This is a genomic window from Acinetobacter sp. 1294596, from assembly GCF_000582925.1.
Classification (GTDB): domain Bacteria; phylum Pseudomonadota; class Gammaproteobacteria; order Pseudomonadales; family Moraxellaceae; genus Acinetobacter; species Acinetobacter radioresistens.
Genome location: NZ_JFCC01000001.1, coordinates 21405 through 45580, shown reverse-complemented (window position 1 = coordinate 45580; position 24176 = coordinate 21405). Strand labels below are relative to the sequence as shown.

The 24176-nt window shown below is 42.5% G+C and carries 27 protein-coding genes; 18 read left to right on the top strand and 9 right to left on the bottom strand.

What is annotated here, in order from left to right:
• Nucleotides 1–19 precede the first annotated feature (19 nt).
• Nucleotides 20–796: an SDR family oxidoreductase gene (locus J502_RS00235; protein ID WP_005405835.1), complete on the bottom strand. Its 777-nt coding sequence runs from the start codon at nt 794–796 to the stop codon at nt 20–22.
• Nucleotides 797–932: 136 nt separating this feature from the next.
• On the opposite strand from J502_RS00235, the gene mazG reads away from it, so the two are divergent.
• The 9 genes from mazG to yjgA all read left to right on the top strand — a co-directional run bounded on the left by mazG (nt 933) and on the right by yjgA (nt 7584).
• Nucleotides 933–1694 (top strand): nucleoside triphosphate pyrophosphohydrolase, encoded by a 762-nt coding sequence (mazG, locus tag J502_RS00230; RefSeq protein ID WP_034682800.1) that lies wholly within the window; start codon nt 933–935, stop codon nt 1692–1694.
• Nucleotides 1695–1710: 16 nt separating this feature from the next.
• The gene (locus tag J502_RS00225) at nt 1711–2127 is read left to right on the top strand and encodes a ComEA family DNA-binding protein (RefSeq protein WP_005405914.1); all 417 of its coding nucleotides are present in this window, start codon (nt 1711–1713) and stop codon (nt 2125–2127) included.
• A 135-nt stretch (nt 2128–2262) separates the two neighbouring features.
• The gene (gene pcnB / locus J502_RS00220; RefSeq protein WP_034682677.1) at nt 2263–3714 is read left to right on the top strand and encodes a polynucleotide adenylyltransferase PcnB; all 1452 of its coding nucleotides are present in this window, start codon (nt 2263–2265) and stop codon (nt 3712–3714) included.
• On the top strand, nt 3711–4199 hold the full coding sequence (gene folK / locus J502_RS00215) for a 2-amino-4-hydroxy-6-hydroxymethyldihydropteridine diphosphokinase (RefSeq protein ID WP_005406001.1): 489 nt from the start codon (nt 3711–3713) through the stop codon (nt 4197–4199). Before pcnB ends, folK begins: the two co-directional genes overlap by 4 nt.
• Nucleotides 4200–4236: 37 nt before the next feature.
• The gene (panB, locus tag J502_RS00210; protein ID WP_005405953.1) at nt 4237–5046 is read left to right on the top strand and encodes a 3-methyl-2-oxobutanoate hydroxymethyltransferase; all 810 of its coding nucleotides are present in this window, start codon (nt 4237–4239) and stop codon (nt 5044–5046) included.
• 3 nt (nt 5047–5049) lie between these two features.
• Nucleotides 5050–5895 (top strand): pantoate--beta-alanine ligase, encoded by an 846-nt coding sequence (gene panC, locus J502_RS00205; RefSeq protein WP_005405744.1) that lies wholly within the window; start codon nt 5050–5052, stop codon nt 5893–5895.
• A 32-nt stretch (nt 5896–5927) separates the two neighbouring features.
• Nucleotides 5928–6779, top strand: a complete 852-nt coding sequence (gene rapZ, locus J502_RS00200; protein ID WP_005016211.1) for an RNase adapter RapZ — start codon at nt 5928–5930, stop codon at nt 6777–6779.
• A complete protein-coding gene (locus J502_RS00195) occupies nt 6776–7045 on the top strand; it encodes an HPr family phosphocarrier protein (RefSeq protein ID WP_005016209.1) in 270 nt (89 codons plus the stop codon). Before rapZ ends, J502_RS00195 begins: the two co-directional genes overlap by 4 nt.
• 2 nt (nt 7046–7047) lie before the next feature.
• Entirely contained in the window at nt 7048–7584 is a 537-nt protein-coding gene (gene yjgA, locus J502_RS00190; protein ID WP_005016207.1) for a ribosome biogenesis factor YjgA, read from the top strand.
• Nucleotides 7585–7640: 56 nt separating this feature from the next.
• On the opposite strand, the gene J502_RS00185 is transcribed toward yjgA, so the two are convergent.
• From J502_RS00185 to J502_RS00175, 3 genes are all read right to left on the bottom strand, one after another.
• Nucleotides 7641–7892: a DUF2789 domain-containing protein gene (locus tag J502_RS00185; RefSeq protein WP_005405770.1), complete on the bottom strand. Its 252-nt coding sequence runs from the start codon at nt 7890–7892 to the stop codon at nt 7641–7643.
• A 119-nt stretch (nt 7893–8011) separates the two neighbouring features.
• The gene (locus tag J502_RS00180; RefSeq protein WP_005405819.1) at nt 8012–8434 is read right to left on the bottom strand and encodes a DUF1810 domain-containing protein; all 423 of its coding nucleotides are present in this window, start codon (nt 8432–8434) and stop codon (nt 8012–8014) included.
• A gap of 76 nt (nt 8435–8510) precedes the next feature.
• Nucleotides 8511–10154 carry an acyl-CoA synthetase gene (locus J502_RS00175; protein WP_034682675.1) on the bottom strand — a complete coding sequence of 548 codons (1644 nt, stop codon included), beginning with the start codon at nt 10152–10154 and terminating at the stop codon, nt 8511–8513.
• Between the two features lie 391 nt (nt 10155–10545).
• Here J502_RS00175 and thrS point away from each other — a divergent pair, with 391 nt between their 5' ends.
• Complete coding sequence (gene thrS, locus J502_RS00170) at nt 10546–12468, top strand: threonine--tRNA ligase (protein ID WP_034682674.1); 1923 nt, start codon at nt 10546–10548, stop codon at nt 12466–12468.
• 5 nt (nt 12469–12473) lie between these two features.
• Nucleotides 12474–13025, top strand: coding sequence for a translation initiation factor IF-3 (gene infC, locus J502_RS00165; RefSeq protein ID WP_080548202.1), 552 nt, complete (start codon nt 12474–12476; stop codon nt 13023–13025).
• 66 nt (nt 13026–13091) lie between these two features.
• On the opposite strand, the gene J502_RS00160 is transcribed toward infC, so the two are convergent.
• A complete protein-coding gene (locus tag J502_RS00160; RefSeq protein ID WP_005405824.1) occupies nt 13092–13568 on the bottom strand; it encodes an Hsp20 family protein in 477 nt (158 codons plus the stop codon).
• A gap of 327 nt (nt 13569–13895) precedes the next feature.
• On the opposite strand from J502_RS00160, the gene J502_RS00150 reads away from it, so the two are divergent.
• Both J502_RS00150 and J502_RS00145 read left to right on the top strand, forming a co-directional pair.
• Complete coding sequence (locus J502_RS00150) at nt 13896–14513, top strand: glutathione S-transferase N-terminal domain-containing protein (RefSeq protein ID WP_034682672.1); 618 nt, start codon at nt 13896–13898, stop codon at nt 14511–14513.
• Nucleotides 14514–14584: 71 nt separating this feature from the next.
• Entirely contained in the window at nt 14585–15007 is a 423-nt protein-coding gene (locus tag J502_RS00145; RefSeq protein ID WP_005023519.1) for a YqaA family protein, read from the top strand.
• A gap of 40 nt (nt 15008–15047) precedes the next feature.
• On the opposite strand, the gene J502_RS00140 is transcribed toward J502_RS00145, so the two are convergent.
• Together J502_RS00140 and J502_RS00135 are read right to left on the bottom strand one after the other, a co-directional pair.
• Nucleotides 15048–15776: a TonB family protein gene (locus tag J502_RS00140; protein ID WP_034682671.1), complete on the bottom strand. Its 729-nt coding sequence runs from the start codon at nt 15774–15776 to the stop codon at nt 15048–15050.
• 137 nt (nt 15777–15913) lie between these two features.
• Nucleotides 15914–17176, bottom strand: coding sequence for an MFS transporter (locus J502_RS00135; protein ID WP_005405917.1), 1263 nt, complete (start codon nt 17174–17176; stop codon nt 15914–15916).
• A gap of 237 nt (nt 17177–17413) precedes the next feature.
• On the opposite strand from J502_RS00135, the gene rpmI reads away from it, so the two are divergent.
• Nucleotides 17414–17608, top strand: coding sequence for a 50S ribosomal protein L35 (gene rpmI / locus J502_RS00130; RefSeq protein WP_001096359.1), 195 nt, complete (start codon nt 17414–17416; stop codon nt 17606–17608).
• An 11-nt stretch (nt 17609–17619) separates the two neighbouring features.
• Entirely contained in the window at nt 17620–17979 is a 360-nt protein-coding gene (gene rplT / locus J502_RS00125; RefSeq protein ID WP_005016178.1) for a 50S ribosomal protein L20, read from the top strand.
• A gap of 378 nt (nt 17980–18357) precedes the next feature.
• On the opposite strand, the gene J502_RS00115 is transcribed toward rplT, so the two are convergent.
• Nucleotides 18358–19395, bottom strand: coding sequence for a hypothetical protein (locus J502_RS00115; RefSeq protein WP_005406022.1), 1038 nt, complete (start codon nt 19393–19395; stop codon nt 18358–18360).
• Nucleotides 19396–19551: 156 nt separating this feature from the next.
• Here J502_RS00115 and pheS point away from each other — a divergent pair, with 156 nt between their 5' ends.
• The 3 genes from pheS to J502_RS00100 are packed head-to-tail and all read left to right on the top strand — an operon-like array spanning nt 19552 to nt 23241.
• Entirely contained in the window at nt 19552–20532 is a 981-nt protein-coding gene (pheS, locus tag J502_RS00110) for a phenylalanine--tRNA ligase subunit alpha (RefSeq protein ID WP_005016174.1), read from the top strand.
• A gap of 34 nt (nt 20533–20566) precedes the next feature.
• Entirely contained in the window at nt 20567–22948 is a 2382-nt protein-coding gene (pheT, locus tag J502_RS00105; RefSeq protein WP_005405735.1) for a phenylalanine--tRNA ligase subunit beta, read from the top strand.
• A complete protein-coding gene (locus tag J502_RS00100) occupies nt 22945–23241 on the top strand; it encodes an integration host factor subunit alpha (RefSeq protein ID WP_005016170.1) in 297 nt (98 codons plus the stop codon). Before pheT ends, J502_RS00100 begins: the two co-directional genes overlap by 4 nt.
• A gap of 201 nt (nt 23242–23442) precedes the next feature.
• On the opposite strand, the gene J502_RS00095 is transcribed toward J502_RS00100, so the two are convergent.
• Nucleotides 23443–23802, bottom strand: a complete 360-nt coding sequence (locus J502_RS00095; protein WP_005016168.1) for a hypothetical protein — start codon at nt 23800–23802, stop codon at nt 23443–23445.
• Nucleotides 23803–24176: the final 374 nt, after the last annotated feature.

The window sequence follows — 24176 nt, the reverse complement described above, 5'->3', positions numbered from 1 at the left end:
GAAGTAGAAATTTTTTAATCTATTTTTTCCGGCTTAAAGCTAAATTGGTCAGGCGGTTTATAAATTGCGGGCTGATTTGTGAAAGCTGAAAAAGAAATTTGGTTTTTAGGCCAACTGGCTGATGTGTAGGAGTCAAAAAATTAGTTTTCATATTGGCAAGCTGATAAATTTTTTGGGCAACATCTTCTGGTTTCAACGAAATACCCATATTCTGGATGGTGCCGGCATCCATATCTTTTACCATAGCAGTCTGTACAAATAATGGCATAACATCTAAAACACGAATTCCAAATTTTTGCCACTCTACATCAAGCCCTTCGGTAATACCGCGTACTGCAAACTTGCTGGCTGAATAGGAAACCAGGTCAGCCTGTCCATAAATAGCTGAGGCAGAAGAGAGATTGATCACGCGTGCAAAAGTGGCTGTTTTTAAGTAAGGTAGAGCTGCATGACAACCATTTATTACACCCTTAATGTTAATGTCAACTGTACGGTGATGGGCAGAAATTGGTGTATTTTCAAAAGCACCAGAGTATAAAACTCCTGCATTATTAACCAGAATATTGAGCTCTCCAGCCCAGCTAACAAAGTCGTCTAATGCCATGTTCCATTGATGATAGTCAGAAACATCCAGTTGCCCTGCCATTGCATTGGGTCCAAGGGCTTGTGCCAATTGCTGTGCTTGTGCGTAGTTAATATCATAAAGACCAACTTTGTAACCCTTCTGGTAGAAGAGCCGTGCAATTGCGGCACCAATTCCTTGAGCTGCACCACTGATCAATATACTGTGTGTCATACTTATTCTCTTTATTGATATTTTAATTATTAACAATCAGCCTGACTGTTATTGCAGGCCTATCTTAACAAAAGCCACATGATTTGGCACAGGTGAATGTAAAGCAGAACAAAAGATGAAAAACTCAGAGCAGTCAATTAAAGAGCTATTGGCGATTATGCAGGAGCTCCGGCAAAAATGTCCATGGGATCGCGAACAAACACCTTTAAGCCTGACACGCTATGCAATTGAAGAAGCCTATGAGGTCGAAGCCGTAGTACGTGAAGGCGATATAAGCGAAATCCGTGATGAACTGGGAGATCTGCTGCTACAGGTAGTATTCCAGGCGCAGATGTACAGTGAACAAGGTGCATTTGATTTTCAGGATGTGGTCCAGGCGATTTCTCAGAAACTTGTGCGTCGTCATCCCCATGTGTTTAAGGCTGAACAATCTGATCGTCTAACTCAAGAAGATGTCAGCCAGCTCTGGCAGCAGATTAAGCAGCAGGAAAAACAAGGTAAGCCTGCTGCCCGGCTAAATGAAATCAAGCATGGCCCAGCATTAGTTCAGGCCGAACAAATACAGAAGAATGTGGCAAAAATCGGTTTTGATTTTCCGGATGTAAACAGTGCTTATAGGAAGCTTGAAGAGGAGTTACTCGAACTGAAAGAGGCGATATATCATCAAAATTCCGATGAAATTATGGATGAGTTTGGCGATTGTCTATTTTCACTGATCAATGTAGGCCGTAAACTTCATGTTTCCAGTGAGATGGCTTTACTTTCAACCATCCATAAATTTAGAACCCGTTTTGCTTTTATCGAGGATCAGGCCATACAGCAACAGCGAACTTTAGAACAGCTGAGTCTGGAAGAAATGGATCAACTCTGGGAGCAAGCTAAACAACAATTAAAATGAAGAGCTCTATATCGTGATGAAAAACAGCAATAAATTTTTCCGGTTAAAAGAAATATTATCTCTAATGTTGGGTTTGCTGGGGTGTCTCTGGCTAGTAAGTGCTGGTCAGGTACAGGCACAACAGTTTGATGATTCTTATTTGAAATGGAAAAACCAGCAATTGGATCATGACCGCCGCCTATTGCAGCAAACTGGTTCAATGACGATATCATCGGGACAAGCAGCCCAGATCAGTACAGAAAAAGTGAGTCTGAACCGTGGTACTGCTGATCAGTTGCAGCAGGCACTGAGTGGCGTGGGCGAAAAGAAAGCTCAGGCAATTGTGGAATATCGTAACAAAAATGGAAAATTCAATAGCATCGAAGATTTGCAGAAGGTCAAAGGCATTGGGCCCAAGCTATTTGAAAAAAATAAATCGCGTCTGACATTGTAAGTTGTTACGCTAGTTGATATAAGAACTCAACAAACAATAGGGCAATATTGAGATTCAAATTGCCCTTTAATCATGTTGGAGCTATGATTACAGCATCTTAGCAAATTTACGTCCTGACGTAGGAGACAGCGTCTTTTGCAAACTTTGCGCGCGTCAAAATGTGGTTTATCAACCACTCAATTACCTTCTTCTATTTTAGATGTTATCGAAAGTTTAACCAAGGCCGGTTATGAAGCTTATATCGTTGGTGGCGGTGTAAGAGACCTGATGCTGGGGTTAAACCCTAAAGATTTCGATGCTGTAACCAATGCAACTCCTTCACAGATCAAGGATGTATTTGGGCGTCGCTGCCGTATTATTGGCCGCCGTTTTGAATTGGCTCATGTGTATTCTGGCCGTGAACTGATTGAAGTGGCAACTTTTCGTGCTCCTCCTAAAAAAGCTGTGACCAGTGCCTCAGGCATGATCCTGCGTGATAATAACGGGGGCAGTATCGAACAAGACTTTCCCCGCCGTGATTTTTCTATTAACGCCCTGTATTATCAGCCGCATAAAGGTATTGTGCTTGATTTTTGTGATGCGGTTCAGGATATCAAAAATAAAACCTTGCGTTTGCTTGGTGATCCGGTACAGCGTTTTGAAGAAGATCCAGTACGGATGCTACGCACTTTGCGTTTTGCAGCTAAACTGAATTTCAATATTGATCCAGCTATTCTGAAAATTTTTACAGCCGAGCTGGCACAACTGCTCCGTGATGTGTCTCCGCACCGTTTGTATGACGAATCACAAAAGCTGTTTACTATGGGGCATCTGGCACGTGTGCTACCGATGCTTATTGATTTTGATATCTGGAAGCAGTTATTTGCAGATATCCGCCCGAATATTACTGCCTTTATAGAGTTGGCTGCGAAAAATACTGATCATCGTATTCAGATCGGTAAAACTATTAATCCAGCATTCTTCTATGCTGTACTACTTTGGGAGCCCTTCCTGGAGCGCTATGAGTTTTATAGCGGTAAGGGTATTGTCGCTGCTGAGGCGCGTGCTCAGGCTGGGCTGGATGTACTTAAGCGTCAAGCCACACGTACTGTTATTCCACGTTTTGCAGAAACCTTTATTCGTGAAGTCTGGGAAATGCAGAGCCGGTTGCTAAATCCGAAACCTCAGCAAATTGAAGCCTTGGCCAGCCATGCGCGTTTCCGTGCCGGCTTTGACTTTTTATTATTGCGTGAGAAGGCAGGGGACCCAACGACTCAGGGAATGGGGCAATGGTGGGATGCTTACCAGAATATGGGAGCTGATGAAAAAGAAAAAACTATTAGTCAGTATAACCGGCAGCGTGCCAAGAATCGCCGTAAACAGAACGAAGATGTACTGGATGAAGTAAAGCACCTGGAAATTGAACCCTTAGTCGATATCCCCGAACCGCGTAGCCGACGTGCTAGAAAAGCACGTAAGCCGGAGGTTGATCATGAAGCGGTTAAAGCAGCAGAATCTGTGGGAGACTTCAATAGTAATCATCCGATTATGAAGCGCAAACGGGTAAAGCGTGACCTCAGTCAAGTGGTATTTGGACCAACACAATGAGTACCATTGCTTATATTGGCCTGGGCAGCAATCTCGGTGACTCACGCCAGATTTTAACTCAAGCTGTATCAAGGCTTAGTACCTTGGGGCCGGTAAAAGTTTCCAGGTTATATCAGAGTCCGCCTATGGGGCCTCAAGACCAGCCGCATTATTATAATGCCGTAGCACAGCTTGAAACCGTGCTTGAGCCTTTGCCTCTATTAGATCAGTTGCAAGCTTTTGAGCAGGAAGCCGGGCGGGTGCGTCTACGCCGGTGGGGCGAGCGGACACTAGATCTGGATCTTTTGCTTTATGGTCAGCAGTCTATACAACATGAACGGCTGAATGTGCCACATATTGGACTGCTGGAGCGGGATTTTGTTGTTATTCCACTGCTTGATCTGGATGCGAGTCTCAGCGTAAATGGACAGCTACTTCAACAACTGGATTTGGTCCAGCAATCAGAACTTACTGTTTTGGCCGATGAACAATGGGCCAGCATTTAATCTATATATTTAAGATACTGTGCAAGAGGATATCTTCATGATTAGTCTGAGTGATTTAAGACAGTTCAAAGCTCAGGGGCGTAAATTTTCTTGCCTGACTTGCTATGATTCCAGTATGGCAAAAGCCATGGAGCTTGCTGAAATTGATTCTATTCTGATTGGTGATTCACTGGGAATGACAATTCAGGGTCATGACTCAACATTACCGGTACTGGTTGAAGATATGGCTTATCATACTGCTGCAGTGCGTCGTGGTAATCAGCATGCCATGATTATGACTGATCTTCCTTTTATGAGTTACGCTACTCTGGAAGATGCGCTCAAAAATGCTCGCATCGTAATGCAGGCCGGTGCTCAGATGGTCAAAATTGAAGGTGGGGCATGGTTATCTGAAACGGTACAGAATCTGACCCGTAATGGTATTCCGGTTTGTGTACATCTTGGTCTAACGCCGCAGTCTGTTCATGTTCTGGGTGGTTACAAGCTACAGGCAAAAAGTCGTGAAGCCGCTGATCAGCTAATTGCTGACTGTAGAGCAGTAGTTGAAGCAGGGGCAGCGGTATTATTACTTGAATGTGTGCCTGCCCAGCTGGGTAAAGAAATTACTGAACTGTTTCCGCATACTCCAGTGATCGGTATTGGTGCTGGTGCAGAGACGGATGGCCAAGTACTGGTCGTACAGGATATGTTGGGACTGTCTTTTGGGCGTGTAGCACGCTTTGTGCGTAATTTTATGAAAGAGCAAAGTGGTGAAACTGCAATTCTGGATGCTTTCAAGGCCTACCATCAGGCAGTACAGAATCAGTCTTTTCCAGCTAGAGAACATACTTTCCAGGTTGAGTTGTAATTTATGAAAACTGAAGTTACCATTCAAGGATTAAGTGCCTCTCTAAATCCTGCTCGTACAGCGCGTAAAATTATCGGTTTTGTACCGACTATGGGAAATTTACACGAAGGTCATCTGAATTTAGTGCGTGAGGCACGTAAATTATGTGATGTTGTTGTCGTCAGTATTTTCGTAAATCCGATCCAGTTTGGGCCGAATGAAGATTTCGAAAATTATCCGCGTACCCTGGAGCAGGATAGTCACCTGCTGGCAGATGCTGGCTGCGATATAATTTTTGCACCAAGTGTAGAGCAAATGTATGGTTCACAACCTCGTCTGACCAATATTAGCGTAGGTAAAATTACGGATGATCTGTGTGGGAAATCACGTCCGGGTCACTTCGATGGTGTAGCTGTAGTCGTAACCAAGCTGTTCAATATAGTACAGCCGAATTATGCATTTTTTGGCCAGAAAGATTATCAGCAATTGGCAGTCATTCGCCAGCTGGTACGTGATTTGAATTTGCCTCTCGAGGTCATTGGAGTACCAATTACCCGAGCTGCAGATGGACTGGCTTTGAGTTCACGTAATGGTTATCTGAGTACTGAAGAACGTCAGCTTGCTCCGTCAATTTATGAAAGTTTAAAAAATGCTGAACTCGAGTTACAGCAGGGCCAAGCTTTGTCACAAGTGTTAGATCATGTGAAAAGTCAATTGACACAGGCGGGTCTGGTTGTGGAGTATGTAGAGGCGCGCACGCCTGAGCTCCAGGCTGTACATGAGTTTAATCAGAGTCTTGTATTGTTTGTAGCGGCCAAGCTTGGGAATACACGTCTGATTGACAACTTGCAGGTCAATTATTCTCACTGAAGCATAAAGATATAATAAGGACAGTTATTGCCATGAAGCGTATTTTGATCGTGACAGGACAATCCGGTTCAGGAAAATCATCTGCATTGCAGGTTCTTGAAGATTTGGGTTATTACTGTATCGACAACCTGCCATTGGCATTGCTGACAGAAATTGTTTTAAAATTAGATCGTGAAAATAATCTTGAGCAGCTGGCACTTGGTGTAGATGTACGTAGTACCCGGGCCGATTTACAAGAATTTGATCAGGTTTTTGAGCAGTTACAACAGCATGGATCAGTTGATGTCATTTATCTGACTACACAGGATCAGGAACTGATTGCGCGATTTAGTGCTTCACGACGTCCGCATCCTTTGGCGAGCCGGTTTAAGAGCCTGAATGAATGTATTCAGGAAGAGAAACAGCTGCTCATGCCTATTCAATTTCGTGCCACTGTACATATTGATACGACTGATAAAAGTGTACATGACCTGAAACACACCTTGCTTTCAAAATTGGGCCAAGCTAACCGTTTAATCCTGATTTTACAGTCATTCGGTTATAAGCATGGTATTCCATTAGATGCAGATTATGTATTTGATGTAAGGCATTTGCCCAACCCGCATTGGGACCTGGAATTACGCAAGTATTCGGGACTGGATGAGCCGGTAAGAAAATTCCTTGAATCAAGTGATCAACCCAATGAGATGTTCTTGGATATTTACCACTTTCTCAACAAGTGGCTCCCGGCCTTTGCCAAAGGCCATCGTCATTATATGACAGTATCGATCGGATGTACGGGTGGGCAACATCGTTCAGTTTATATCGTGGATAGACTAAAAAAATCGCTTGAGGCACAATGGTCTATTCAGGTCTTACATAGAGAAATGAAGCACTGGTCATGATTGATACAACAGTTGACGTAATTAACAAACTAGGTTTACATGCGCGTGCATCAGGTAAGTTGATTGAGGTTACGACCAAGTTTCGTTCTTCAATTCAGATCGGTAAAAATGATAAACTGATTGATGCAAAAAATATTATGTCCTTACTCATGCTTGGTGCAGGTAAGGGTACCACTTTGCGAATTGTGATTGACGGTCCGGATGAAGAAAAAGCTTTATCGGAAATTCAGGCATTATTTGCAGCAAAATTTTATGAGGCTGAATAACTGTGGCGCGTCGTCCAACACGTTTTACTGAAGAAGACTTTGAAGTTTTAGAGGGACGTGCAAGTAAAACTGAACAAAAAAAAGCAGTTCAGCGCATGGCTGCTTTAGGTGCACAACTGGCAGAGCTGCCACGTAAGCAAATTGAGAAGCTGCCGGTAGAAGAGCGTTTAATAGACGCTTTACTGGAAGTTGAATCAATAACTTCACATGAAGCCCGTCGGCGTCAATTCCAGCGGATCGGCAAGCTGCTGCGTAATGAAGATGAAACCATGATTCTTTCTTACCTGACGCCACAGCAAGGTGCAAAAAAACAGGCACAGCTCATGCGTTGGGTAGACCGTATTATTGACCAAGGTGATCCGGTTATTAATGAGTTTGTAAAACTTTATAATGCTGCTGAACGCCATACTTTACGTCAACATCTGCTGCGAATTCAGCGTGATGTTGCCAAGCAGGTAAGTGAAGAAGAATTGCTTGAATCTAAAAACAAACTGGTCAACTATATCCAGCAGGTTGCTTTAATCTCGGATCAGAGATAACACAGTTAAGCAAAAGCGGCATGTATGCCGCTTTTTTATTGTAATCACTGAATGCATTATAATTTTTTAACTGAATCTTCATGCAGTGATTCATTGAGCTGGTCAATGACAATGGCCCAGTCATCGTCTGACTTCATGTGTTCCCGAATAAACTGGCTTTGTGCGGTGGTCCAGAAATCAGCTTCACTGATATAGACAGGAGCTGCCAGTTGATGCTGTTCAATAAATTGAGCAATAGCTGCTTCAGAAGAATCAAGCCCGAGCTGCTGAAATAAATGGGTCATGCGCGTAGTAGTTTTACTGCTCACTGCTATTCTCCTTATGTAAATAGGATTTTTTATAGTATTTAAGATAATGAAATAAATAAATTTTAATAATTTATCTAACTTGCTATGTATATAACTATATAAAGATTTATAACTTTACTTCAAGAATGAGATAAAAGCTGCAACGTTCGCTGATCTTCAGCGCCCTGAAAATATTTGTCTAGCAAAATTTGAAATAAAGGATTTTTGTGCTTACTGGCTCTCTTGAACAGTGTTAAAGAGGATTTTAATTTCATGTCATCAGGCGAGCCGAAAATTATATGAATATCTGTTTCAGATAAGACAGCTAGAACTTGGCAGAGTTCCAGATAACGCTGGCCCAAAATTGGATGACGCAGGAAAGCTTGGGCTTCTTCCAGATTATTGATACCGTAATAGGTCGCGGCATGGCTATGCCCTAATCCTTTAAGCTGTGGAAAGATAAACCACATCCAGTGGCTGCGCTTATGCGCGGCTCTAAGCTCATCCAGTGCTTGATTATAATATTGTGCCTGAGCTTGTATAAAACGGTTTAAATCTGCCATTTTACTTACTCCTATTTTTAATGGCAGCCAGCAGTTAGGCTGGCTGGTATGGAGTACGTATTTAGGACTAGCTATTTTAGCCAAATTCACCTACTGAACGCTCCTTGGCCCATTCACGTAAAATAAATTTTTGCAATTTTCCGGTGGAGGTCTTTGGAATATCAGTGATGATGATCTCTTTAGGCACCTTGAAGCGGGCTAGTCCCTGTTTACAGTGTTCAGTAAGTTCTTCCGCAGAAATACTCACACCCTCTTTTAACTCCACAAAGGCACAGGGTACTTCCTGCCAGCGTGGGTCCGGTTTGGCAACTACTGCAGCAGTTAGCACTGCCGGATGCTGATAAAGCACCTCTTCAACCTCAAGTGATGAAATATTTTCTCCGCCCGAAATAATTACATCCTTAGCACGATCAGTAATCTTGGCGTAGCCATCAGGCTGGCATACGGCGAGATCACCGGTATGGAACCAGCCCCCTTTAAACGCCTCTGCTGTTGCTTCCGGATTTTTTAAATAACCCTTCATGACAATATTACCGCGGAACATGATTTCCCCCATGCTCTGTCCATCATTTGGCACAGGTAGCATGGTTTCTGGGTCAAGTACCTTCATACCATCTTGAAGCGGATATGGAACACCTTGACGTGAATGTAATTGTGCCTGCTCCTGTATGGTCAGGTCACTCCAGCCTGCCTGTGATGCACAAAGTGCAGATGGACCATAAGTTTCTGTCAATCCGTAGACATGCGTAACATTGATACCAATATTACGCATGCCTTCAATAATTGCAGCAGGTGGCGCAGCACCAGCCACCATGACTTCAACGCGATGATCAAAATAAGTTCGTTTCTCTGCTGGTGTATTGATCAGCATGGAAAGCACTATTGGAGCTCCACAGAAATAATCCACCTTATGCTCGGCAATCAGTTTAAAGATCAGTTCTGGGTCAACTTTGCGCAGGCAGACATTGGTCCCACCATTTGCTGCCATGGTCCAGGCAAAACCCCAGCCATTACAGTGAAATAAGGGCAGGGTCCATAAATACGTTGCACGTGGCGTCATGCCACAGGCAATGATATTACTTGCAGCATTGATATACGCACCGCGATGATGATAAACCACTCCCTTGGGGTTGCCGGTAGTGCCTGAGGTATAGTTCAGACTAATAGCATCCCATTCATCTTGCGGTAGATGCCATTCAAAATCAGCATTGCCTTCAGTCAGCCAGTCTTCATATTCAATTTCACCAATCGGTGCATTAAAGCAGTTTTCATATTCGGCATCATCCACATCTATGACATAAATATCTTGTGAAACCAGTGCCAGCGCTTCTTTTGCTAAAGTAGAAAACTCAGGGTCGACCAGTAAAACTTTACTCTCTGCATGTTCGAGCATAAAGGCTAAAGTTTTGGCATCCAGGCGGGTATTTAAGGTGTTCAGAACTGCCCCTGCCATTGGTACAGCAAAATGTGCCTCAATCATCGCAGGCACATTTGGCAAAAGCACCGATACAGTATCGTTTTTCTGGATACCCAGCTTTTGCAGCTGATCGGCAAACTGCCGACAGCGCTGATAGGTTTCCCGCCAGCTAATCTGGCGTGAACCATGAATAATCGCTGCCTGATGAGGGTAGATATATGCCGCACGTTCTAGATAACGTAGAGGGGAAAGTGCCACGAAATTTGCAGGGGTGCGCGGTAATTCATCATAAGCACTCACCATTTTTATAACTCCCTTTCATCATTGTTTTATTCTTTCAGTTTATGAAAAGATAGGTCTTTCAGGTCCGGACTTCATTTATGCTTTAGTCTTAGTTTCTGTTTAATCAATATATAAATCAAATATTTAATTTTGATTCTAAAACTAAGATATTATTCTTTCAAATTATGGTGAAAGCTGTTTTGTAGGTTCAGTTCATTATGTACAATAAACTAAATCACTCACAATACAGGATTTTATCGTTTTTGCTGTTTCTTCATAAAGCCAAGACGTGTAAAATTCTTAACGAAATTTGTTCTATCCACCGTTTTTATATTTTTGAGGTTTTCCTCGATCATAATCTCGCGGTGAAATGCCCTATGGTACGGGGCATCACTCCTTAAGGATTCATTTTATGCCAATTATCACGTTGCCAAACGGCGATCAAAAACAGTTTGATCAAGCTGTTTCTGTTATGGACGTTGCCCAAAGCATTGGACCCGGGCTTGCAAAAAATACAGTTGCCGGTCGTGTAAACGGTCAACTGGTTGATGCTTCTGACCTCATTACAGAAGATGCAACCTTGCAAATCATTACCCCGAAAGATGAAGAAGGCGTCGAGATTATCCGTCATTCTTGCGCACATTTAGTGGGTCATGCAGTTAAGCAGCTGTTTCCAGAAGCAAAAATGGTGATTGGTCCGGTCATTGAAGAAGGTTTCTACTACGACATCTGGATGCCACGTCCGTTTACTCTGGATGATATGGCAGCGATTGAAGAGCGTATGAAAAAGCTCATCGATCAGGATTATGATGTCATCAAGAAAATGACCCCCCGTGATGAAGTAGTTGCTGAATTTACTGCACGCGGAGAAGAGTATAAATTACGTCTGATTGCAGACATGCCAGAAGAAACCCAGATGGGGCTGTATTATCATCAGGACTATCTGGATATGTGCCGTGGACCACATGTACCTAATACCAAATTTTTGAAATCATTCAAATTGACTAAAATCTCTGGTGCTTACTGGCGTGGAGATGCCAAGAATGAACAGCTGCAACGTATCTATGGTACTGCATGGGCAGACAAAAAGCAGCTTGCGGCTTATATCAAGCGTATTGAAGAAGCTGAAAAGCGTGATCACCGTAAAATCGGTAAAGCGCTCGATCTGTTCCATATGCAGGAAGAGGCACCAGGCATGGTGTTCTGGCACCCGAATGGCTGGACTATTTACCAGGTTCTTGAGCAGTACATGCGTAAAGTACAGCAGGATAATGGCTATCTAGAAATCAAGACTCCACAGATCGTAGACTTTACACTCTGGGAAAAATCGGGTCATGCGGCTAACTATGCCGACAATATGTTTACGACCCACTCTGAAAGCCGTAACTATGCCGTAAAGCCAATGAACTGCCCATGTCATGTTCAGGTGTTTAATCAGGGCCTGAAATCTTATCGTGCCCTGCCGATCCGTCTGGCCGAATTTGGTTCGTGCCACCGTAACGAGCCGTCTGGTTCACTTCATGGTATTATGCGTGTTCGCGGCTTTACTCAAGATGACGCACATATCTTCTGTACCAAAGAGCAGATCGGGCCTGAAGTTGCAGACTTTATCAAATTGACCCTGGACGTTTATAAAGATTTCGGTTTTGAAGATGTGCAGATGAAGCTGTCTACACGTCCAGAAAAACGTGTAGGTGATGATGCACTTTGGGACATGGCTGAAAAATCTCTGGCAGATGCACTGGATGCGGCAGGTTTGGAATGGGAACTACAGCCAGGTGAAGGTGCATTCTATGGTCCGAAGATTGAATTCTCACTGAAAGACTGCTTAGGCCGTGTCTGGCAATGTGGTACAATCCAGTGTGACTTTAATTTGCCAGAACGTTTAGATGCTTCATTTGTGACTGAAGATAATGAACGCGATCAGCCGGTTATGTTACATCGTGCAATTCTTGGCAGTTTTGAACGTTTTATTGGTATACTTATTGAACATTATGCGGGCTTTATGCCACCTTGGCTTGCGCCAGTTCAAGCATGTGTCATGAACATTACCGATTCTCAGGCACAGGCCTGCGAGCAGGTAGTGGCCAAACTCAAGGAAAACGGAATTCGTGCAATTTCTGACTTGAGAAATGAGAAAATCGGCTTTAAGATTCGTGAACGTACACTTGAGCGCATTCCTTACTTGCTGGTTCTAGGTGATCGGGAAGTAGAGGAAGGTACGGTCAACGTGCGTACCCGCTCAGGAAAAAATTTAGGTACTATGTCTATTGATGCCTTCAATGACCTAGTGAAAGTAGCCGTAGCCGAACGCGGCCGGTATATTGTGGAGTAATAAAGATTAAACAGCCTGACCGTAACCAGCAACAAGGTGCTAAGAGTAACCGTCCTGCCATTAATGACGAGATCCGTGCGAAAGAAGTACGCCTCGTTGCTGCGGATGGTGAACAAAAAGGAATCGTTTCACTTGCTGAAGCGTTGCGTGCTGCAGAAGAATCAGATCTTGACCTGGTCGAGATCGTTGCTAATGCAGAACCGCCTGTTTGTAAAATCATGGATTACAACAAGCACTTGTTTGACCTAAAGCAAAAGCAAAAAGATGCAAAGAAAAAACAGCATCAGGTGCAAGTCAAAGAGATCAAGTTGCGTCCAGCTACTGATGTTGGTGATTACCAAGTTAAATTGCGTGCAATTATCAAGTTCTTGGAAGAAGGAAATAAAGTAAAGATTACTTTACGTTTCCGTGGCCGTGAAATGGCTCACCAGCAACTTGGTTTGGCTCAATTGCAAAAGATTGAAGCAGATGTCGCTGAAATTGGTGTAGTTGAACAGGCACCAAAAATGGAAGGCCGTCAAATGGGTATGTTACTTGGACCGAAAAAGAAAAAGTAATTATCTCATATCAAAAAGCACCGCGAATGCGGTGCTTTTTTATTGAAGAGTTAAAAATCTAACCCTTTATTCTTGAGAAGCAGGAATCTCATAGACTTTGCCAGCTTCACTTTCATTAGCTTTACGGCCAATTGCAATCTGGCGTGGCAGTTTCTCTTCAGGCACAATTCGCTGCAATTCGATGATCAATAAGCCATCTTCATAATCAGCTTGTTGTACTTCAATATGCTCGTCCAGACGTAATGAAAGCTTGAAGGAACGACGTGCAATCCCTTTATGCAGGTACTCAACACTATTATCGCCTGTTTCATTGTCTGGCTTGCCGGTAATAGTCAGAACCCGGTTTTCCAGATTAATCGCCAATTCCTGCTGTTTAAAACCGGCAGTTGCCACCACAATACGGTACTGATTATCGCCCAGCTTTTCAATATTGTAAGGTGGATAGTTCGGTGCCTCACTTTGCATGGCGTAGTCGAATAAATCATTTAAACGGTCAAAACCAATACTACGACGGAAGAGTGGACTAAGGCTTACGCTACTCATTGATATAACCTCCTGATGAGTTCAGCAAAGTTGTATAAACAAGAACTACTGTTACGCTTGGCATCAACAGTAATTACCAGCAATATCTGGAAGATCATTGCTGTACTAGATATATCGGTATGCCAGTAAAAAAAATCAAGAGAGATTTTTTAAAAAATTCTCAAATCTCTTGCTATGAGAATTTGTGCACTTTAAATAGGGTTATTTCAGTCATAAATTTCAAAGTTTTAATGGTGCAGTCACAGAAGTTATTTATAAAACTGTGTTATAAAGACAGATATAAAGCGTTTGTTCATGACAATAACTATAGCAGTGAAAGGATAAAAAATGATTGATCTATATTATTGGGCTACGCCAAATGGCCATAAAATTACGATTGCCCTTGAAGAAATGGAGCTGGATTATCAGATTTTTCCGATCAATATTATGGAAAATGACCAGTTTCAGCCAGACTTTCTGAAAATTTCTCCTAACAATAAAATTCCGGCAATTGTTGATCAGGATGGGCCACGTGGTGAACCTATTTCTGTTTTTGAATCAGGCGCAATTTTGCAATATCTGGGCCGCAAAACAGGCCTTTTCTATTCACAGGATGAGCAGGAACGGGTAGAGGTTGAACAATGGTTAATGTGGCAAATGGGCGGACTTGGCCCGATGCTTGGGAAAAATCACCATTTTAGCCGTTTTGCGCCGGAAAAAATTCCATATGCCATAGAGCGCTATCTAAATGAAACAAAGCGCTTGTATAACGTATTAAACAAACAGCTCATCGGCCAAAAATTTGTAGCTGGGGAATACTCTATTGCAGATATGGCAATTTTACCCTGGATTTTACGCTATGAATGGCAGGGAATTCAGTTAGAAGACTATCCATATGTGAAAGAATATGTAGAGCGCCTGACAGCACGTCCTGCCATACAGCGGGCTTTATCTATTCAGCTTTAATTTATTGTAGAGTAGATAACCCAGCCATAGAGACAGTTTATACTTCAGTCCTTATCTGGGACTGATCTTCAATGGCATACCTTCTACTGTTTATATCTGCATTTGGTGCAGCGACTCTATTGCCCTTGCAGTCTGAGGCAGTATTACTTGGTTTGCTGGCGCAACAACATTATTCAGCTCTATTGCTATTAATGGTTGCCAGTGCCGGAAACATTTTAGGTTCATGTATAAATTGGTGGCTGGGAATTCATATTGAACACTATAAGCATAAGAAGTGGTTTCCGGTATCTGAAGCCAAGATACAAAAAGCACAGAACTTTTATTATAAATATGGATATTGGTCACTGTTACTTAGCTGGTTACCAGTCATAGGTGATCCGATTACCCTAATTGCGGGGCTGTTAAAAGAAAATTTTTTAAGATTTCTGTTGATGGTGACCGTGGCCAAAACAGGACGTTATCTTTTTATTTATTTAGCTTATATTTTATTTTAATACAGGAAGTAGAATAGCTACTCCCTGTATTTCTGGAAATTTACTGGCATTCTTCCAGCTTAAAATGAATCTGGTCTTTAAAGTGTGACTTTTTATAAATCCAGAATTTACGCGGAGCAGAAATTTGTACCTGTGAAACCGCCTGTATTACTGCCTGGTCAAGTGCGTAGGTTCCTGAACCCTGCTGTATTTTTACTTTTTTGATATTACCCTGTTTATTGCTTTTAAAACTAAATTTAATGCTACGATCATAACCATTCAACTGGTCGCGATTAATTTCCAGTTGAGGCTGATTTAGATACTGGAAAGGAACTTTTTTATTCTGTTGCTGAGCCCGCCAGTTTTCTGAATTAAAATTATAAAGACAGTCCTGATCGGCATTGTCGTCTAATTTCAGGCTAAAAGCCTGATAGCCAATCACTGGCAAAGCTGTGTCATTTTCAATATAGGCTTTGACTTGAGCTTGTTGCACAGCATTCAGCAGGATGTCATCAAGAGTTTTAATACCCGTACTTTCCTGAATTGCAGCTTTATTAACCTTACCTGTTTCATCTGCATAAATACGAATGATGGCGTGGCGATCTTGGCCCTTTAAATCCTCATCTTTATAAACTGGCTGAGGAAAACGGACCCATTGAATGCGTGTTGTTAAATGTGCAGGTAATGCAGAACTGGTTTGTGGAGTAAGCTTCATGGTTGCTGGTGCCGCAGCATAACTTATACTTGGCGGCAGGCCCATTAGAAATAGAACAGGAAGAGCATATTTCATAAGTTTATTCATTTCATTATTAGATAAAGTGAGCCATTGCCCGTTCGGCCAGCTCTGGCGGCTAAGTATTATCTGTTTCTATCCAGATGACAATATAAAAGAAGTCTGAAAAGGCCTAGGCGCCCCAAGCCAAATATCTATTTGAATTGATTATCTGAACTCTGGGTTATATCTATACCAAATAGATCTTTAGTTTTGGCCCAACTTACTACGACTACAGCCATGGTTATGCAGCCGCCAAATACTGTCGCCATAACTGTACCCATATATTTGGCCGCCAGACCTGATTCAAATGCGCCCAGTTCATTTGAAGATGAAACAAACATTCCATTTACGGCAGCTACACGGCCCCGCATATTTTCAGGAGGAAAAATCTGTAAAATAGTCTGTCGGATAACTACAGAAATACTGTCACAAGCTCCAGTCATGGCAAGAGCGAAAAGTGAAAGCCACACATGATCTGAAAAGGCAAACAGCAGGGTAAATATACCAAAACCAGCAACTGCCAGTAACATGTTGCGCCAGGCATGCTGAGTGGGAGGGAATTTGGTTAAAGCTATCATGGTAACCAAGGCGCCAATTGAAGGAGCAGCACGCAAGTAGCCTAGGCCTTCGGGTCCGACCTTCAAAATATCTTCTGCAAAAATGGGCAGCAGTGCGATGACACCGCCGAACAGGACTGAAACAAGGTCCAGAGAAATGGCCCACAGTACAATTTTGGTTTTCCAGATAAAGCGAAAACCCTCACCCAGTGAATTCAGTACTCGATGCTCTTCCATCACAGGAAAATTACGTTTTTGAAGCAGATTAATAAGCATAAAACATAGGGCAAGTAATATTGAAACAGCAATCAGGCTGGTTTCGCGGCCAAGAAAGGCTAACATAAAACCACCTAGCATCGGGCCTAAAATCACACCACTTTGCCAGCCAATGGTGGTCCATGTTGCGCCATTGGCATAGATGGCTTTGGGAATCAGAAAAGGTTTTAGGGAGGTCGCAGAAGGGTTGTAAAAACCGCGAATGGTGCCTAGTCCAAAAATAACTGCATAGATTCCCCAAGAAAGACTGTTAATTGTGATCGAATCTATTGCATAGGCATGAAAGAGCCACCATAAGATAAGCGGCAAGGGGGCTGCAAAAAACAGGCAAACTTTCATAATCGTCTGCTTGTTAAAACGGTCAGCAAAATAGCCACCCCATAAGGAAAGTGCAATAAATGGTATGGCTTCTGCCAGTCCAATCAGCCCCAATGTGAGAGGATCTTTGGTAATTTGATAAAGAGAATAGGCAACAATAATTTCTTGAATCAGAATGGCAAGAGTGAGACAAAACTGGTTGAGTGTAATAATCGAGAAGTCTCGATACCGCAAGGCGGCAAAAGCATCATGCTGGTTAGACATATAAGAGGGTTCTACATATTTTTGTAGTGATTATACTCCTGAATAAAAGCTGAAATTTCCATCATTTCTAAATTATTCAAGAAATATATCTTCTGTATTGAAGCCCGATTAAAATCATGAAAATCCGATTAATTGCTTTTGTTTTAGGCAGAGTTGCTATAAAATGTCGCCTTCCTTACCTGCAGGTCGTTATTGCAATGGTGCAGACGAGCCGAACAGGTGCTTAAAGAGGTTGTTATGGCAAAGTTAAAAACTCGCCGTGGTGCAGCTAAACGTTTCAAAGCGACTGCAAACGGTTTCAAGCGTAAACAAGCGTTCAAACGCCACATTTTGACCAAAAAATCTGCTAAGCGTATCCGTCAATTGCGCGGCTGTGTAATGGTTCACGTAAGTGACGTTGCTTCAGTTCGTCGTATGTGCCCATACATCTAAGGAGATTATAAATGGCTCGTGTAAAACGTGGTGTACAGGCTCATCGCCGTCACAAAAAAATTCTTGCTCGTGCTAAAGGTTACTATGGCGCTCGTTCACGCGTTTACCGCGTAGCGTTCCAAGCAGTAATCAAAGCTGGTCAATACGCTTACCGTGACCGTCGTCAGAAGAAACGTCAGTTCCGTTCTTTATGGATTGCACGTATCAATGCTGGTGCGCGTCAAAACGGTCTGTCTTACAGCCGTATGATTTCTGGTCTGAAAAAAGCTCAGGTAATCATCGACCGTCGCGTACTTGCTGACATCGCTATGCATGATGCAGTTGCTTTTGCTGCTTTAGCTGAAAAAGCTAAAGGTGCGTTAGCTGCTTAATCATCTTCGATGATCTAAAAAAGACTGCTTTTGCAGTCTTTTTTATTATCTTTAAAAACATCTGGTCGTAAGTAAAGTAAGCCTTTAAATTGTTGAAAATAGTTAAAATATTTTATTTATTACTATAAGGCCCAAAATTATTCTTCCAGCACTAATTTTTATCATGAGCGGGAGCAACTCGCTTATAAATCTTGTATAAAACTTTAAATTTTTATTTTGACTGATAATAATGATGAGTAAATCTAAAAATAGAAACTGATTTAATTCATAAATTGTACCAAGTTTCTCCAAGCTTATTATTAGAGTTCTGACATTGCGTTCATACTGGGTCATAGACTCAATATGAACACAACTTTGGGTTAGAAAAATATTTAGCAGTTACAATCCAAAATAATAGGCGACGACACAAATTACGATTGTTAAAAGAAGCAATTTAATCACATTTCCCATGCCGGCTTTATGTGTACCTGCTGGTACTTTTTCTTTACGTACGGGTTGTGCCAAGGTAGCTGCCGGACTATCTAGTGGGGTTGCTGCCGGCTCTACATAAGTCAACTGTGCAGATTTATAGTGATTGGCAACTTTAACGATCAACTTGCTGAGCAGGTCATCAATTTTTTGAGAAAAATGTCTCAGGTTAATCTGTTCTTCAGGCGTTAAAGTCGTACCCTGCTCATCAAAAGGATGTTTACGCTTATACTCGACAAATTCTGACAGTGCAGTTACCCGGTGTAATAGTTCATGTGCAATATCGGCAGAATAGTCAGTTGGAATTAAGGCCAAATATTGTAATGATATACTGTCAGACGCTACTTGGGATGCTGGCTCACTGACACCGTAATATGGTAGGTGGCGGTTTGCAGGCTCTACATAACCTTGGGCAAATTGGGTTCTGAAAAGTTCCTGTTCAATGAACTGGTGTATTTCATCCCAATTGGCATCTTGCAGGTCAATATCAACCAGTTTGGATAAACGCCCTGGTAACTCATAGCTCCAGAATGTTTCATGACGCATATCCAGACGTTGTCCAGCAGGTGCTTCAAAATCGTTTTCAGCAATATACCATTCAGCCAGTTCCTTTCCGAAAATCCATGCTGTCTTTTTTTGATGCTCATGACTGACAATAAAATGAGCAAATGGCAACAGCTCAACATTTGCATTCGGGTTTTTCTCATCAATCAATAAATTTGAACTATGCAGACTTAAACGGTAAACCCCACGTTTCTTTAAACCCTCCAGCCAGATTTGAAAATGCTGGGCTAGCAAGTGCTGTGTATGCAAGTTGCGAAAACTGAAGATATGTTGCTGAAAAATAGAATGATGTAGCCAGCGGCTAAAGGGCAGGTCATGGCTTAAATATTCATTGCCATAAGTAACGAGACTTAATTGTTGTTTCCAGATTTGATCGAGTGCCATTAGGGTTGATCTCATTGTCATTCACCTTATCTTATACTTTTTATAAATCATCCTGCCAATCTAATTTTCCTGCCTGATGGCTTCATCAATCCGGATAAAAACTGTTAGAATGCAGAGTTTTATTATATTTCCAACTTTGATGCTTTGAGAGTTAATATGTCACTGGAAGCCCTGACCACTGAAGCGCTGGCTGCAATTGCAGCGGCTCAAGACCTTGCTACACTCGACCAAGTACGCGTTCAATTTACGGGTAAAAAAAGCCAGCTAGCAGAACAGTCCAAGGCACTGGGCAAAATGGACCCTGAAGAACGTAAGATTCAGGGCGCTGCCATTCATGCCGTACGTGAAGCGATTAATACTGCGCTAACAGAACGTCAGAAAGAATTACAGCAGGCTGCATTACAACAAAAACTTGCCAGTGAGACCATTGATATTACTTTGCCGGGCCGTGGCCAGCGCATGGGCAGTATCCATCCGGTGACTCAGGTGCAAGAGCGCATCTGTCAGTTCTTTACTAAAGCCGGTTTTACTATTGCAACCGGACCAGAAGTTGAAGATGACTATCATAACTTTGAAGCATTGAATATTCCTGGCCACCATCCGGCACGTGCCATGCATGATACTTTCTATTTTGATGCCAAGCATTTATTGCGTACCCATACTTCGGGTGTACAAATTCGCACTATGGAAACGTCTGAGCCACCTATTCGTATTGTATGCCCGGGCCGCGTTTACCGTTGTGATTCAGACCAGACCCATTCACCAATGTTTCACCAGATTGAAGGATTATATGTCGCAGAAAATACCAGCTTTGCAGAACTTAAAGGCCTGCTGATTAACCTGCTTAATGAGTTCTTTGAAAAGGACTTGAAGGTCCGTTTCCGCCCTTCATATTTCCCGTTTACTGAGCCTAGTGCGGAAGTGGATATTATGGATGAACGTGGCCGCTGGCTGGAAGTGCTGGGCTGCGGTATGGTACATCCGAACGTACTGCAAGCTGCTGGTATAGACCCTGAAAAATATAAAGGCTTCGCATTTGGTCTGGGAGTAGAGCGCTTCGCTATGCTGCGTTATGGCATCAATGACCTGCGGATGTTCTACCAGAATGATGTGCGTTTCTTGCGCCAATTTGCTTAAGACAAGATTTGAAAATTTGTAAGGTTTAATCGATATGAAAATTAGCGAAAATTGGTTACGTAGCTGGGTAAATCCGGCCATCGATAGTGAAACGCTGTCAAATCAACTGACAATGCTCGGTCTTGAAGTCGATGATATGTCACCGGCAGCAAAACCTTTTACCGGAGTTGTCGTGGGTGAAGTTCTAAGTGTAGAGCAGCATCCTGATGCAGACCGTCTGCGTGTAACGACTGTTAATATTGGTTCGGATGAACCTTTACAGATTGTATGCGGTGCACCTAATGTGCGTGCAGGTATGAAAGCAGCAGTCGCAACAATTGGGGCAGTTTTGCCTGGTGATTTCAAAATTAAAAAAGGCAAACTTCGTGGTGTTGAATCTCAGGGAATGCTCTGTGGTGCCTCTGAAATTGATCTTGAAGATAAACTTGATGGACTGCTTGAGCTGCCAGATGATGCACCGATTGGTATGAACGTCCGTGAATATCTTAATCTTGACGATCATGTCATTGATATCAGTATTACACCTAACCGTGGTGACTGCTTCAGCATTCGCGGTATTGCCCGTGAAATTGGAGTAATTAACCAGTTGGCAGTTACTGCACCTGAAGTTGCAGACGTTGCAGCCACTATTGCCGATGAAAAGAAAGTGATTGTGGACACTGCTGGCTGTCCACGTTACCTGGGCCGGGTTATTAAACATGTAAATACCAAAGCAGCTACTCCACTCTGGATGGAGCAGGCTCTGGCCCGTTCCGGAATTCGTCAGCATAGTATTCTGGTCGATATTACCAACTATGTATTAATGGAGCTAGGCCAACCATTACATGCTTTTGACGCTGGCAATGTACAAGGTGCGGTACATGTCCGTCAGGCAAACCCGCAAGAAAAACTGGTCTTGCTCAATGAGCAGGAAGTTACACTTTCTGAGGATATAATGGTCATAGCTGATGATGAAAAAGCATTAGCAATTGCCGGAATTATGGGAGGCCTGTCTTCTGCAGTTTCTGATGAAACTACGGAAATCTTCCTTGAGTCTGCATTCTTTGCACCACTTGCTATTGCTGGACGTGCCCGCCGTTTCGGACTGCATACGGATGCTTCACAGCGCTATGAACGTGGCGTGGATTTTGAGTTGCCAATACTGGCCATGAACCGCGCATCTCAATTGATTCAGGAACTGGCAGGTGGTGACTTCGGTCCAATTACAGTGGTGGAACAGTCTGAGCTTTTACCAACACGTGATGCCATTGAGCTGAAACAGACACAGGTTGACCAATTACTAGGTTATCAGCTTGATGGAGAGTTTATTACAGACGCTTTAACGCGTTTAGGCTGCCGGGTTGAAATACGAGCTGAAGGACACTGGATAGTTGTGCCACCTTCACATCGTTATGACTTGGCCATATATCAAGACCTGATCGAAGAAGTCGCTCGAATAGATGGTTATGACAACATCCAGATCAGTCTACCGGTCATTGATGTCAAACTGGCAAAATATCAGGATCAGCTTGAGCTTGGTCAATTACGTCAGACTATCGCAACCTTGGGATACCAGGAAGCCATCAGCTTCAGTTTTGCTGATGCTAAACTTGAAAAGCAGCTTAATCCACAGGTACATCCATTAATGTTGGCAAATCCGATCTCAAGTGATCTCGCTGCCATGCGAAGTACTTTATTATCGAGCCTGATTCCATGTGTACAATATAACCTGAACCGTCAGCAAAACCGTGTGCGCCTGTTTGAACTGGGTTTGCGCTTTGACTATCAGAATGCAACTGATATCTCTGGTCTTCAGCAAATTCCAACTCTGGCACTTATTGCAGTTGGATCCCGTGTACCTGAATCTTGGCATGCTAAAACTCAAGTGATGGATTTCTTTGATTTAAAGGGTGATGTAGAAGCAATTTTGGCAGCAGGCCGGATTAAGGTCGAGTATGTTCCTTCAGAACGATCATGGTTACATCCTGGTCAGTCAGCCGAAATTCTGGTGGATGGAAAAACCGTGGGTTATCTGGGACGTTTGCATCCTTCACTAGAAGATGAGCTTGATTTAGGTATCACTTGGGTTGCCGAACTGGATCAAAAGGCTGTTTTGCAATCTTATGTATCTAATTTTACAGAATTATCACGTTTTCCATCGGTTCGACGTGATATTGCGCTTTTAATTAGTGATAAGATAAATGTTAGTGAAATTCAGCAGTTAATCGAACAAACAGGCAGTGAGCTGCTTCACTCAGCTTGGCTGTTTGATGTGTATACGGGTCAAGGTGTTGAAGAGGGCAAACGCTCACTAGCATTTGCGCTGTTGTGGCAACACCCAACACGTACGCTTGAAGATGCTGAAATTAAATCAGGTATGGATAAAATTATTGAAGTGTTGGAAAACACTTATCAAGCGACATTGAGGGCCTCATGACAGCATTAACTAAAGCAGAAATGGCCGATCATCTTAGTGAGCTTACGAGCCTGAACCGCCGTGAAGCGAAACAAATGGTTGAGTTATTTTTTGATGAGATTAGTCAAGCTTTGATTGCCGGTGAACAGGTAAAACTCTCCGGTTTTGGTAACTTTGAGTTACGCGATAAGCGCCAGCGCCCAGGTCGTAACCCAAAAACAGGTGAAGAAATTCCAATTTCAGCACGTCGTGTAGTGACTTTCCGAGCAGGACAGAAATTTAGACAACGTGTGGGGAATGAGCAGGTCGATTGACCTGCTTTTTTTTAATTATTTTTAGGTCGGCTCTGGATTGTAAGACACTGGAGCAGAAATTTTTAAAAACTATAGAAGAAGAGAGGAAAGCCTGAAAGATAATAAAAATGTTAGATAGAAAGATAACTTATAATTTTTTAAAGATTTAGACAATAAAAAAGAGAGCCAAAGGCTCTCTTTTTTGACAAATAATCGTATAGATTATTGAGCAGCTTTTTCAGTAGCTGGAGCGTCAGTAGCTGTAGCATTAGTTGCATTAGCATCAGCAGCTGGAGCTTTAGTTGCAGCGTCAGCAGCATCAGTAGCAGCGCCAGCAGCATCAGTAGCAGCGTCAGCAGCTTGGTCAGCAGCTTGAGCAGCATCAGTAGCAGCTTGTTCAGCAGCAGGAGCAGCTTCTACAGCAGCAGCGTCAGCAGCAGTTTCTGCTTCGTTTGCAGCAGCAGTAGCTTCAGTAGCAGCAGCGTTTGCATCAGCAGCAGCATCTTCAGTTTTTTTAGCACAACCAACGAAAGCTAGGGTAGTAGCAACTGCAGCAGCAATAGCGATTTTCTTGAATAACATGGCATCACTCTCATAAAAAAGTTGAGATTAAAAAAAACCTGAGCCAGCCTGTTTTGTGCTTTTATTATTCCTAACGTTAGATAGGTAACAACGCATGGAGCAGACTAACTGGGCTGTAAATATGCTATCACTGCCATTTTTTAATTACTACTGCCTAACCTTAAAAAAAGATCAAAAAATGCAAAAAAACGTCTGATTTTTAACAGAAAATAACAATGGAAAATGAAGAATACATTGGACAAGTACTAAATAAATGCTTAAAAGTTATAGGTTTTTTTAAATGAAGGCTTTATTAATCAAAAGCTTGTAATCAAATTAAACATGAAGTTAAGTCGTTTGTATCAATATGTAAAACTTGTCAACTAAAATATAAA

Coding starts and splice junctions, on each gene's coding strand:
- J502_RS00235 (WP_005405835.1), bottom strand. CDS start 796: ATGACACACAGTATATTGATCAGTGGTGCAGCTCAAGGAATTGGTGCC.
- J502_RS00225 (WP_005405914.1), top strand. CDS start 1,711: ATGAAAAACAGCAATAAATTTTTCCGGTTAAAAGAAATATTATCTCTA.
- folK (WP_005406001.1), top strand. CDS start 3,711: ATGAGTACCATTGCTTATATTGGCCTGGGCAGCAATCTCGGTGACTCA.
- panB (WP_005405953.1), top strand. CDS start 4,237: ATGATTAGTCTGAGTGATTTAAGACAGTTCAAAGCTCAGGGGCGTAAA.
- panC (WP_005405744.1), top strand. CDS start 5,050: ATGAAAACTGAAGTTACCATTCAAGGATTAAGTGCCTCTCTAAATCCT.
- rapZ (WP_005016211.1), top strand. CDS start 5,928: ATGAAGCGTATTTTGATCGTGACAGGACAATCCGGTTCAGGAAAATCA.
- J502_RS00195 (WP_005016209.1), top strand. CDS start 6,776: ATGATTGATACAACAGTTGACGTAATTAACAAACTAGGTTTACATGCG.
- J502_RS00180 (WP_005405819.1), bottom strand. CDS start 8,434: ATGGCAGATTTAAACCGTTTTATACAAGCTCAGGCACAATATTATAAT.
- J502_RS00175 (WP_034682675.1), bottom strand. CDS start 10,154: ATGGTGAGTGCTTATGATGAATTACCGCGCACCCCTGCAAATTTCGTG.
- thrS (WP_034682674.1), top strand. CDS start 10,546: ATGCCAATTATCACGTTGCCAAACGGCGATCAAAAACAGTTTGATCAA.
- J502_RS00160 (WP_005405824.1), bottom strand. CDS start 13,568: ATGAGTAGCGTAAGCCTTAGTCCACTCTTCCGTCGTAGTATTGGTTTT.
- J502_RS00150 (WP_034682672.1), top strand. CDS start 13,896: ATGATTGATCTATATTATTGGGCTACGCCAAATGGCCATAAAATTACG.
- J502_RS00145 (WP_005023519.1), top strand. CDS start 14,585: ATGGCATACCTTCTACTGTTTATATCTGCATTTGGTGCAGCGACTCTA.
- J502_RS00140 (WP_034682671.1), bottom strand. CDS start 15,776: ATGAAATATGCTCTTCCTGTTCTATTTCTAATGGGCCTGCCGCCAAGT.
- J502_RS00135 (WP_005405917.1), bottom strand. CDS start 17,176: ATGTCTAACCAGCATGATGCTTTTGCCGCCTTGCGGTATCGAGACTTC.
- rpmI (WP_001096359.1), top strand. CDS start 17,414: ATGGCAAAGTTAAAAACTCGCCGTGGTGCAGCTAAACGTTTCAAAGCG.
- rplT (WP_005016178.1), top strand. CDS start 17,620: ATGGCTCGTGTAAAACGTGGTGTACAGGCTCATCGCCGTCACAAAAAA.
- J502_RS00115 (WP_005406022.1), bottom strand. CDS start 19,395: ATGGCACTCGATCAAATCTGGAAACAACAATTAAGTCTCGTTACTTAT.
- pheS (WP_005016174.1), top strand. CDS start 19,552: ATGTCACTGGAAGCCCTGACCACTGAAGCGCTGGCTGCAATTGCAGCG.
- pheT (WP_005405735.1), top strand. CDS start 20,567: ATGAAAATTAGCGAAAATTGGTTACGTAGCTGGGTAAATCCGGCCATC.
- J502_RS00100 (WP_005016170.1), top strand. CDS start 22,945: ATGACAGCATTAACTAAAGCAGAAATGGCCGATCATCTTAGTGAGCTT.
- J502_RS00095 (WP_005016168.1), bottom strand. CDS start 23,802: ATGTTATTCAAGAAAATCGCTATTGCTGCTGCAGTTGCTACTACCCTA.